This window comes from Synechococcus sp. CBW1108, from assembly GCF_015840335.1.
Taxonomy (GTDB): domain Bacteria; phylum Cyanobacteriota; class Cyanobacteriia; order PCC-6307; family Cyanobiaceae; genus Cyanobium_A.
This window is the reverse complement of sequence record NZ_CP060395.1, coordinates 1960864-1970905: the sequence shown is the minus strand read 5'-3', so window position 1 is coordinate 1970905 and position 10042 is coordinate 1960864. Positions and strand designations below refer to the sequence as shown.

Sequence of the window (10042 nt, the reverse complement as noted above, 5' to 3'; positions counted from 1 at the left end):
GACGCCGCTGGGGATCCTTCTATGGGAGCAGATTCGGGAGCAGAGCTGATTCCAGCCCAGGGGGGCAAGGGGCTGCACCGGCTAGTGCTGCCTGCTCCAGCGGCCATTCACAGCGGCCAGGTAGCGCCGCTGCAGGAAGCCGCCGCCCTGGTGCAGTCGGCCGTGGCCAGTGCGCGCCTGCTGGGCAGCGGTGGGCCCCGGGGCCTGCTTCAACTCGAGGCCGGATCCTGGCGTCTCAGCCTGGGCCAACTAAGCGAACTGCGCGACACCCTGGCAGGCCTGGAGCTGGAGCTTGCCAACCTCTGCAGCAGTAACCCCCAGACCCATGTGGCGGCAGCGGCCCTGGGGATCGAGTGCCAGTGGCCAGCCCAGGCAACCGCTGGGGAGCCTGCCCCCAGGGGGAATGACCTGGGCGATCCTGATCCTGAGCTGGTGGTGCACCGGGGCACCCTGCGCTCCGGCGATCATCTGCAAACCCAGGGGACCCTCCTGGTGCTCGGGGATGTGAATCCCGGGGCTCGAATTTCCGCCGCCGGGCACGTACTGGTGTGGGGGCGTCTGCGGGGCACCGCCCATGCCGGCTGCAATGGCGACACCGGAGCGAGGATCGTGGCCCTCCAGCTCCGGCCCCTGCAGCTCCGCATTGCCACGACCGTCGCCCGGGGGCCAGATGGATCCCCACCACCCGGCCTTGCCGAAGAGGCCAAGATCGTCAATGGAACCATCCAGATCGACCCGGCCCAGCCAGGCTGGCCCCTCAGCGGTTGATCAGGCCGAGGCCGCCCAGCAGCCCCGCCCCGGCCATAAACCAGAGCGGTGAGATGCGGCTGCGCAGCATCAGCACACACACCAGCACCGAAACCAGCACGCCGGCTGCGTTGGTGTCAGCCGTGCGCAGAATCTTCAGGCCCACCGCAAACAGAATTCCCAAGGTGATCGGCCCCAGGCCCTGCTCGAAGTCTCGGCGCCAAGGGGAATGCTCCAGCTGCTTCCAGCTGAGGCAGGCCAGCACCATCACCAAGGTGGATGGCATAAGGATGGCCGCCTCGGCGCCGTAGGCACTGAGCAGGGCCCAGAAAGGCCCTTCCGGCCAGCTCGCGCCCAGGCCAATCAAGCCCACCAACATCGAGCTGGGGCCGGGCGCCGCTTCAGCTAGGGCGTAGAGATCGGCGAACTGGGCATTACTGAGCCAGCAGAACTGATCAACCGCCAGGTGGTGATACTCCGCCAGCAGGGTGTTGCCGCCACCCAGGGAAAACAGCGACAGGGACAAAAACTGCCCGAGCACCTGGAGCAGGGTGCCCAGGTCGGAGAGCCGGGCTGGCGTACAGGCGGCAGCGGCAAGCAGCTCGCTCATTGCTGGGCAGGCCGCCGGGGCCAGTACCAGACCATGGCCAGCGGAGCAGAGATCAGCACCACCGGAATCAAGCGCAAGTGCAACCAGGTGAGGGCCACAAAAACTGCCGCCGCCAGAACCAGGGCAAACCAGTCCTTGGTGTACTGATCAAGAATCTTGAATCCCATCGAGAGAGCCATCCCGGCCGCCGCCGCTACCACCCCGGCCAGCACCCGATCGACCGCAGGGATGCCGTGGAGCTGGAAATAGGCCAGGCCTACCGCCATCAGCAGGGTGAAGGGCACCAGCAACATGCCGGCCAGGGCCACCAGGGCACCGGCCAGGCCATGGAACTCGGCGCCGACAAATACGGCCATGTTGATCTGGTTGGGCCCGGGGAAAAGGCGGGCCACGGTGAGCCCGGTGAGGAACTGCTCATTGGTCATCCAACGTCGCTGCTCCACGACGATCCGCTGGCTCCAGGCGGACAGCCCCCCACCAAAGGCTGAGAGGGCCACCTGGAGCATGCCCCAGAACAACTGGACCAGGCTGGGACGGGGCGCCAAATGGGGCTCAGTCATGCACAAAATGGGGGTCGGGTGGCAATTCGCCCGCCTCATGCAGGCTCGGATCGAGGGGATCGGGGGCCTGGTATTTCTTGGCGACATCCCAGTCGGCCTGGAAGGTGTTACGCAGCCTCGCCACCACCTCAGGGGCATCGGATTCGATGCCGAGTTCCCGACGCAGGTCGAAGGCACTGCGATCGATATTCATCGAACCCGTCTGGGCGTAGGTGCCATCCACCAGCAACAGCTTGGCGTGCAGTTTCAGGTGTTTCTGGCGCCGCACCTTCACGCCAAACCTCTCCATCACCCGCAGGGAGGAGAAGGTGTCGTAGATATCCCAATCGGAGATGCCGTGCTTGCCACCGCAGAGCAAGCGCACCTTCACCCCCCGCTCCCGGGCGGAGATGATCCGCTCGAGGATCACCGCATCCACGAATTTGGGATGCTGAATCCAGAGGGTTTCTCGCGCCAGATCAATGATTCGGGCCATCTGGCCGCGGCTGTGCACGCTGCTCCAAACCAGGCCCACGTGGAGGTTGGGATGGAAAAAAGTGCGGGCCCAGTCGGCCTCAAAGCCGGCAATCACCTCCTCGACCACCGGCGGGGCGTGGCTGACGATGCCGTAGCCGCGGGATTCGGTGAAGTATTTGTCGCTGAGGTTGAAGGTGGAAATCAGGGCGCAGGAGCGATCCACCACCATCGATTTCTCGTGGGTCACTGGGAAGGCCTCACTGGTCCAGGCCACCTCGATACCCCATTCGCCTAGGCGGGCATGGGCCTCATCGTTCCAGCGGTCTCCGCCGGAGGTGTGGGGATTGAGCATCACCCGCACCTGCACGCCGCGCTGGTGGGCCCGCAGCAGGGCCTGCTCGATCGCCTAAGACTGCAGCTTGAACTGCTTGAGCAGCAGCGACTCCCGGGCGCCATCGATCAGGGCCACCACGGCCCCAGCCCCGTCATCAGGCATGACCAGCAGCTGCTGGTGAAGATGCTGGGGGGAGGAGGGATCCTTGGGCTCGGTCATCCCTGCGGTGGAGGGGGCTGACCCGTTGTAATCCAAGGGCCCCGAGCAGCGATGCCAGCACCAAGACATCCGTGCCAGTAGTTAGGCCTTAACCTTTGCCCATTCCAGCCTCTGTTGTGACCGCCCCGTCTACCCGCTACATCCTGATCTGCTCCGGCAAGGGGGGCGTGGGCAAAACCACCCTCACCGCCAACCTTGGCATCGCCCTGGCCAAGCAGGGAGCCCGTACCGCCGTGCTCGATGCCGACTTCGGCCTGCGCAATCTTGATCTGCTGCTGGGGCTGGAGAACCGGATCGTGTACACCGCCCAGGAGGTGCTCTCGGAAAGCTGTCGGTTGGAGCAGGCCCTGGTGAAACACAAGCAGGAGCCAAACCTGGCCCTGCTGCCGGCGGGCAACCCGCGCATGCTCGAGTGGCTGCAGCCCGACGACATGAAAAAGATTGCAGCCCTGCTCGGCGACCACTTCGACTTTGTGCTCATCGACGCCCCCGCTGGCATTGAGGGCGGCTTCAAGAACGCCATGGCGGCTGCCCGCGAAGCGATCGTGGTGACCACCCCGGAGGTGTCGGCGGTGCGCGATGCCGACCGGGTGATCGGCCTCCTCAACAGTGAAGGGGTGAAGCCCATCCAGCTGGTGCTCAACCGGGTGCGGCCCAAGATGATGGCCAACCAGGAGATGCTCGCTGTGAGCGATGTCACCGACATTCTGGCCCTGCCCCTGCTGGGTCTGGTGCTGGAAGACGAGCAGGTGATCGTGAGCACCAACCGCGGTGAGCCCCTCACTCTCAATGGCAATGGTTCCCCGGCCGCCCGGGCCTACTCCAACGTGGCTCGCCGACTCCTGGGCGAAGACGTGCCCTTGATCGACCCGAGCAAGGAGCGCCAGGGCATCCGCGCGACGATCGGGCGGCTGATGCAAACCAAGATCTTCTGAAGCCGATGACCCTGCGCGATGTGATCAACAAACTTCTGGGCCTGCACCCCCCCAGCGCCAACACTGCCAAGCAGCGGTTGCAGCTGGTGCTTGCCCACGACCGCAGCGACCTCAACCCCGAACTGCTGCAGCAGATGCGTCGGGAGATCTTGGAGGTGGTGAGTCGCTATGTCGAAATCGACCTAGAAGAAGGCGACGTCACCCTGGAGACGGAAGACCGGGTGACAGCCCTGGTGGCCAATTTGCCGATTCGGCGCGCCAAGGTGCCCTTCCCCCCTGTCGAACCGACCTTCCAGGCCAAGCTCAGCTCCTGATTTCAGCAAAGCGCCACGGCCAGCCCCAACGCTCCAAGCAAGTGTGGGAAAGCTGAAGCAACCGCATTCAGACCACCATGGGCGAAACCGCCAAGCCAGAACTCACGGCTGCTACATGCATCACCCCGGCAGAGATGCGGGTGCTGCAAGAACTGGAACAGGGCCACAGCAACAAGGCGATCGCCGCCGCCCTGATCGTCAGTCCCCGCACCGTGGAAAGTCACATGGCGAATTTGCTGGCTAAAACCGGCTGCCAAAGCCGCACCCAGCTCCTGCTGTGGGCGATCGGCGGGAGATCGGCAGGCGATAAAGTTCTATGGGAAGGGCAGGTTTGACCACTTCCACTGCCGGCTTAGCTCAGTGGTAGAGCAGCGCTTTTGTAAAGCGAAGGCCATCGGTTCAAATCCGTTAGCCGGCTTCTGGTGATTTCCTGGTCCACCCCGTCCCTGAGCCATGCTCCCTAACCCCTCCCATCGATTCGGCGGCTGGCGGCTGCCGCTAGCAAGTTTTGCCGGCCTGATCGCGCTGGCGCTGCAACTGGATCACCCAGGCCCTCTCCACGCCCAGTCGAACTCCCCGGATCAAACGCAAACGACCAAGCCAGCCGCTGGGGCCGCCTCGACCAGTGCCAAGGAACAGGCCCTGCTCGAGAAAATCCGCCAACTCAAGGCCCCCCGTTGGAAAACCTTTGGCCCCTGCCGCTACGACTGGAGCGCCTGGCGAATCGCTGAGGGTGGCGTGCGCACCACCACCAGCATCTGCGGATCCCCTGAAGTGACCAGCAAGGTTGCGGTTCACTGCGAAACCCTGCGGGTGAGCCGCCAATCCAGCGAGGGAACCTGGGGCGATTGGCGCCTGCCCCTATCCCTGGAGGAATCCAAGGGAGAAGGAGCGGAAGACCTGATGGTGGCCAACCTCTGTGCCAATGCCAAACCCCTACCTGCGGCCGTCAGCGAACCGCCGGGCGTCCCGCCAGCAGCCAAATCGCCAAAACCAGCAGCGTCCAAGGCAAAACCCTGAGATCCAGCAGGGCAGGCAGCACCTGCAGAAAAGGCTCCATCAACCAGTGGAAGGCAGCCACCGCCAGAAGCACCACCAGGAAAAGGGCTGCCATTTGATCGCTCAAATCCCTTGAGGCAGTAGAGCACCGGCCCGCAAGACCTGCCAGCCCCCACCCTCCCGCCAGGCCAGCACGGTGCTGGCCATGCCCCCGGCCTCTGGCCAGGGCATGGGGCCTAGCAGCGGCACGTCGGCAAACTGCCGGGCCGCCTCCTCTGCCGTGGTAGCGGGGGGCTGACCGGAAACATTGGCACTGGTGGTGGCCAGCGGTCCACTGAGCTCCAGCAGGGCCAGGGCCTGAGGGCAGGCCGGCAACCGCAACCCCAGGCTGCCACCACCTGGGTTGAGGGCTTCTGCCACGGGGCCAATGGCCGGCAGCACCAGGGTGACTGCCCCCGGCCAAGCCCAAGCCGCCATCGCCAACCACTCGGGCCGGGGCGGGCGGCCGATGGACCCCAGCAAGGCCTCGGCATTGGCGGCCATCAGAATCAGGGGCTTCTCGGCTGGGCGGTGCTTCAGGGCCCAGAGTTGATGGGCCTGGCTGGGACAACTCGCCAGGGCAGGCAAGGTGTCAGTGGGGAACAGGGCAGCCGATCCTCCCAGCAGGTGGGCGGCCAGATCCGGGGGAGCAAGGGTGGGCAAGGGGTCAGACATCAGCTCAGCATCGCCGGGCCGAAACAAAGCGCTGCTGGCCCTCCAGATCGAGATGGGCTCGCACCTGCTCCAAACCCGCCAACGTCAGCAGCTCGATCACCGCCGCGCTTTGGTCGTGATGGTGCTCCAGCAGCAGCAGTCCACCAGGAGCAAGGGCGGCCCTGGCGCCCTGAGCCAAAGGCCGCAGGGCGCCAAGCCCATCGGCCCCGCCATCGAGAGCAAGGGCGGGCTCGTGCTCCCGCACCCCCGGCTCCAGCGCAGCCCACACCGCCGTGGGGATGTAGGGCGGATTGCTCACCACCAGCTGCAGTTGTCCCCACAGGGGCCGCAGCGGCTGCCACCAGCTGCCCTCCAGCAGCCGCACCCGATCGCCCACCCCCGCCCGCTCCAGATTGACGCTCGCCTGAACAAGAGCTGCGGGGCTGGCGTCCACAGACCAACCGCTACTGGTGGGCCAGGCCAGGGCCAGGGCCAGGGCCAAACAGCCCGAACCGGTGCCCAAATCTGCCCATGGACCCGGGCAGTCTGGAGCCAGCGCCAGGGCTAGCTCAACCAGCAGCTCCGTTTCCTGACGCGGAATCAACACCCCCGGGCCCACAAGGAGTTCGAGGTCGCGCCAGGGGCAGCGACCCACCAGATATTGCAGGGGTTCGGCGGTGTGGAGATGGAGACTCCAAAGCTCCTCTATGTGGCTGGGATCCACCCTGAGCCGCACGAGCTGCTCGGGATGCAACCGCAGCTGCTGCTGCTCGCGCCAGGGGATACCGCCAGCGAGGTCCACCAGCCAGTCAAAATCGGCCGGATGGCCGCCCAGGGCCAGCTGGCGGCGGCGCCAGGCCAACCACCAGTTGCCATTGAGCTCTGTCGCCATTCCCCCCCAGCCAGGGCCCCAGGCTAGATCGGCCGCCAACACAGACCCGGCTCCGCCCTCACCAGGCCCCCCAGCTCGAGGGCCAGCAGCCTGGGAGCCACCTCGGCAGCGGGCTGCTCCAAGCTGAGGCACAACTGCTCGAGGGAGGCGCCACGGCCCAGGGCAGCCAACAGGGCTGAATCCCCGGGCGGCGAAGCGCTTAGCGGCGACTTAGCGGATTGGCGAGGCGCAAGGGGACCCTCACCCAGTTGTCGAATCAGATCGGCGGGATCCAGCAGCACCGTTGCATCCTGGGCGAGCAGACGATTGCTGCCGGCAGCAGAGGCCTTGCCGGCATCGGCAGGCACCACCCAGAGGGGCAACTCCTGTTCCATGGCCAGGGCCGCGGAATGGAGGGCGCCACTTTTGAGGGGACACTCCACCACCACCACGCCAGCGGCGAGCCCAACCTGCAGCCGGTTGCGAGCAGCAAAGTGACCGGCCTGAACCGCGGTGCCCGCTGGCAACTCACTCACCAGCAGCCCCCGAGCCGCCACCTCAGCCTGCAGCTGCTTGTGGTGCCTTGGGTACACCCGCTCCAGGGGCGTGCCCAAAACCGCCACCGGCTGCCCCCCCTGGGCCAGGCAACCCCGGTGCACCGCCCCGTCAATCCCTTCCGCCAAACCACTCACCACGGGCCAGCCTGCCTGGGCCAGGGCCGCCCCAATCGCCTCCGCCATTGCCAGCCCATGCAGGGAGGGGCGCCTGGTGCCAACCACCGCGATGGCTTGACGGCGGCGCAGCAGGGGCCACAACCAACCTTTGCCGCGCCAGTGAAGACGCAGGGGCGGCCGCTCCAGCGCCAGCAGCTCGGGAGGGAAGGCCGGATCGGCGGGCAGCAGCACCCGCCTCCCGCCCTGGAGCTGTCGAGCCACCTCTGGCAAGGGATCTGGCCCCCAATGGGCCCGATACCGCTCCAATTGCCGGCAGCCCGGCGATCCCATACCCGCCAGGCCAGCAAAGGCCTCGGCAGGAGAGGCCCAGGCCGCCCCCCAGCCACAGAAGTTGTCCCGAATAGCCACCAGGCGGCTGGGGCCCACCCCGGGGCATCCAGACCAAAGCAGCCACCAGAGCCTTTGCTCCAGACTCCAGCCAGCGGCATCGGCGGCCCGCAGCAGGGGACGACGCTGCTTGGCCGGTGAATTGGCTGGTGACTTGGCTGAGGGCGAGGAGGATCGAGGGAGCGCGGCAGCTGGGGCCATGCCATTTCAGTACAGGTGTACTGAAATTAGACCGATCCAGCCACCAGGATTGCCACCGCGGCCTCAAGGTCGGCTGGCAGCTTGCGCATCAGCCGCTGGCGCCCCGGCTCCCCAACCCCATCGACCAACACCAGCTCCACCATGGCCTCGGCTGCCACCACCCCATCCGCGCCTAAAAACAGGCTGCGCCAAGGGATTTTGAGGCCACGCCGGGGCATCACTTCGCTCCAGATCCGAACGGCATCGCCATGCAGCAGGGCCCGGCGGTAATCGATGGCCAGGCTGACCACCGGCAGTTCCAGGCCCCTGGCCGAGAGTTCGCTGTAGGCAACACCGGCCTTTGCCAGGGCTTCAACCCGGGCCTCCTCCAGCCATGCCACATAGGCGCCATGCCACATCACACCGGCATGGTCTGCGTGCTGGGGCAGCACCCTTCGCTCCAGAATCCAACCCCCATCCGTAGGCTGCAGGGAAGACCGTTTCATCGTTTCACTCCCGTGTTTCGCAACGTACTGATCGCCGATTCCGGCAAGGGCCACGTTGAGGAGATGGTGCGCATGCTGCGCGACATCCCCACCGTTCGCCAAGCCCGCTTCAACCTGCTGCACGTAGTGCCCGAGCAGGTTGGCGAAAGCTTCACTGAGCACTCCCAGAAGGCAGCCGGCATCGCCGCTGAAGCGGTGCTGCGCCTGGGCCTAAACCCCGGGGAGGTGAACACAATCATCCGCCAGGGCGATGCCAAGCAGACGGTGCTCAAGGTGGCCGATGAACTCAACAGCGACCTCATCGTGATGGGCTCCCGCGGCATGAACCGCCTCCAGGCCATTCTCAGCAACAGTGCCAGCCAGTACGTTTTCCAGCTCTCCACCAGGCCGATGCTGCTGGTGCGTGAAGACCTCTATATCCGCCGTATCAACCGGGTGATGGTCACCATCGACGGCACAGGCGTGGGGGACAACGCGCTCAAACTGGCCTGCGAACTGGTGCGGGACATCCCCGGGGGCACCCTCACCGGCGTGCATGTGAGCCGTCAGGAAATCACCCCATCAAGGGGAGGGAAATCACCAGCCGAAGAGGTTCTCGGCAAGGCGACCCAACGGGCCCGTGCCTTCGGCGTGGAGCTGACCACCGTTCAGCGCAGCGGCGATGTGGCCCGCATGGTCTGCGCAGCCGCCGAAGAGCTCAAGGCCGACTTGCTGGTGATCGCCTCCCAGGACAGACGCCCGGTAGTGGCGCGGGGGCTGGTGGACATCGACCGCCTACTGGGCAGCTCGGTGAGCGACTACATCCGGGTGCATGCCCCAGCCCCAGTCCTGCTGGTGCGCGAGCCGGAAGGCAGGAGTTAGCCGCCCTGACGGCTGTTGGTTTGGATGTAAAGAATTATCAGGAAGACCGCAGGAACCAAAACGAATAGAAGGCTGGCAACAAAGCCGAGATCGTTGGTTTCCATATCTTGAGAGGGAAGTGCTGGGAGGGTATCACCGCCGAATGGGCGGTTTTCAGGAGGCTTCATCGCTCGTTGCGGTTGGCTCCTCCAGGGCGCACTCCTGCTCGGGGGCAGCGGGCCAGGCCGTGGGGCCGGGCGGCAGGGCGTGGGCCCTGGCTGCGGCTAGCAGGGCCTCCTGATCGGGCAAGCCCACCTGGGGACGGGTGAGCACCAGCACCGACTGCTGAACCAGGGCCTGACAGGCCAGTCGCCAGGTCTGGGGGCGGCGGCGCAGTTTCTGGTCCTCCACGACAGTGCGTTCGCTCAGCGCCTGGCTAGCGCCACCCTCCGGAACGGCCACAAAACAGGTGATGCATTGGCCGCAGCCGCCGCAGTTGCCCAGAGTTCCCTTGAGCCCGTAGAGCTGGATACCTTCCCGCAGGGCCACCTCCCGCAGGTTCTCTCCCGGGAAGCACTCCACCTCTCTGCCCTCGCGCACAAATCGGATCACGGGCATGGGGTAGCTCCTGATGGGGGCTTCATTGTGGGTCCCATTGTGGGTCAGGCCGTTGCGGTCCGTTACCTAGGCCGCGCAGTGGCCAGGGCTCCCCTTACG

General features: G+C 65.9%; 16 protein-coding genes and 1 tRNA gene. 7 read left to right on the top strand and 10 right to left on the bottom strand.

What is annotated here, in order from left to right; genetic code table 11:
* Positions 1-21: 21 nt before the first annotated feature.
* Positions 22-768: a septum site-determining protein MinC gene (locus H8F27_RS10710; RefSeq protein ID WP_197148091.1), complete on the top strand. Its 747-nt coding sequence runs from the start codon at positions 22-24 to the stop codon at positions 766-768.
* Here the strand turns inward: H8F27_RS10710 and H8F27_RS10705 are convergent.
* The 4 genes from H8F27_RS10705 to H8F27_RS17620 are packed head-to-tail and all read right to left on the bottom strand — an operon-like array spanning position 758 to position 2926.
* Entirely contained in the window at positions 758-1357 is a 600-nt protein-coding gene (locus H8F27_RS10705) for a chromate transporter (RefSeq protein ID WP_197148090.1), read from the bottom strand. The two genes, H8F27_RS10710 and H8F27_RS10705, sit on opposite strands and share 11 nt — an antisense overlap.
* Entirely contained in the window at positions 1354-1917 is a 564-nt protein-coding gene (locus H8F27_RS10700; protein ID WP_231596200.1) for a chromate transporter, read from the bottom strand. The genes H8F27_RS10705 and H8F27_RS10700 overlap by 4 nt, the downstream gene beginning before the upstream one ends.
* The gene (locus H8F27_RS10695; protein WP_304623220.1) at positions 1910-2764 is read right to left on the bottom strand and encodes a phospholipase D-like domain-containing protein; all 855 of its coding nucleotides are present in this window, start codon (positions 2762-2764) and stop codon (positions 1910-1912) included. Before H8F27_RS10695 ends, H8F27_RS10700 begins: the two co-directional genes overlap by 8 nt.
* Positions 2765-2779: 15 nt before the next feature.
* Positions 2780-2926, bottom strand: a complete 147-nt coding sequence (locus H8F27_RS17620) for a hypothetical protein (RefSeq protein WP_231596198.1) — start codon at positions 2924-2926, stop codon at positions 2780-2782.
* A 116-nt stretch (positions 2927-3042) separates the two neighbouring features.
* Between H8F27_RS17620 and minD the strand changes: the two genes are divergently transcribed.
* The 5 genes from minD (at position 3043) to H8F27_RS10670 (ending at position 5195) form a co-directional block, all read left to right on the top strand.
* Positions 3043-3861, top strand: a complete 819-nt coding sequence (gene minD, locus H8F27_RS10690; RefSeq protein WP_197148089.1) for a septum site-determining protein MinD — start codon at positions 3043-3045, stop codon at positions 3859-3861.
* Positions 3862-3866: 5 nt separating this feature from the next.
* Entirely contained in the window at positions 3867-4175 is a 309-nt protein-coding gene (gene minE, locus H8F27_RS10685; protein WP_197148088.1) for a cell division topological specificity factor MinE, read from the top strand.
* Between the two features lie 77 nt (positions 4176-4252).
* Positions 4253-4510 (top strand): response regulator transcription factor, encoded by a 258-nt coding sequence (locus H8F27_RS10680; protein ID WP_197148087.1) that lies wholly within the window; start codon positions 4253-4255, stop codon positions 4508-4510.
* Positions 4511-4521: 11 nt separating this feature from the next.
* Positions 4522-4593 (top strand) — tRNA-Thr (locus tag H8F27_RS10675).
* Between the two features lie 35 nt (positions 4594-4628).
* Entirely contained in the window at positions 4629-5195 is a 567-nt protein-coding gene (locus tag H8F27_RS10670) for a hypothetical protein (protein ID WP_197148086.1), read from the top strand.
* Positions 5196-5297: 102 nt separating this feature from the next.
* Here H8F27_RS10670 and H8F27_RS10665 read toward each other — a convergent pair whose 3' ends face one another.
* From H8F27_RS10665 to H8F27_RS10650, 4 genes are read right to left on the bottom strand one after another with little or no spacing between them, the layout of a single operon-like run.
* Positions 5298-5888, bottom strand: coding sequence for an L-threonylcarbamoyladenylate synthase (locus H8F27_RS10665; RefSeq protein WP_197148085.1), 591 nt, complete (start codon positions 5886-5888; stop codon positions 5298-5300).
* 4 nt (positions 5889-5892) lie between these two features.
* On the bottom strand, positions 5893-6759 hold the full coding sequence (gene prmC / locus H8F27_RS10660; RefSeq protein WP_197148084.1) for a peptide chain release factor N(5)-glutamine methyltransferase: 867 nt from the start codon (positions 6757-6759) through the stop codon (positions 5893-5895).
* A gap of 23 nt (positions 6760-6782) precedes the next feature.
* On the bottom strand, positions 6783-8000 hold the full coding sequence (locus H8F27_RS10655) for a DNA-processing protein DprA (RefSeq protein ID WP_197148083.1): 1218 nt from the start codon (positions 7998-8000) through the stop codon (positions 6783-6785).
* A 26-nt stretch (positions 8001-8026) separates the two neighbouring features.
* The gene (locus tag H8F27_RS10650) at positions 8027-8485 is read right to left on the bottom strand and encodes an acyl-CoA thioesterase (RefSeq protein WP_197148082.1); all 459 of its coding nucleotides are present in this window, start codon (positions 8483-8485) and stop codon (positions 8027-8029) included.
* A gap of 12 nt (positions 8486-8497) precedes the next feature.
* Here H8F27_RS10650 and H8F27_RS10645 point away from each other — a divergent pair, with 12 nt between their 5' ends.
* Positions 8498-9346: a universal stress protein gene (locus H8F27_RS10645; protein WP_197148081.1), complete on the top strand. Its 849-nt coding sequence runs from the start codon at positions 8498-8500 to the stop codon at positions 9344-9346.
* On the opposite strand, the gene psbM is transcribed toward H8F27_RS10645, so the two are convergent.
* Positions 9343-9450 carry a photosystem II reaction center protein PsbM gene (psbM, locus tag H8F27_RS10640; RefSeq protein ID WP_015109223.1) on the bottom strand — a complete coding sequence of 36 codons (108 nt, stop codon included), beginning with the start codon at positions 9448-9450 and terminating at the stop codon, positions 9343-9345. The genes H8F27_RS10645 and psbM overlap by 4 nt on opposite strands.
* Positions 9451-9499: 49 nt before the next feature.
* Positions 9500-9943 carry a 2Fe-2S iron-sulfur cluster-binding protein gene (locus tag H8F27_RS10635; protein ID WP_197148080.1) on the bottom strand — a complete coding sequence of 148 codons (444 nt, stop codon included), beginning with the start codon at positions 9941-9943 and terminating at the stop codon, positions 9500-9502.
* Positions 9944-10042: the final 99 nt, after the last annotated feature.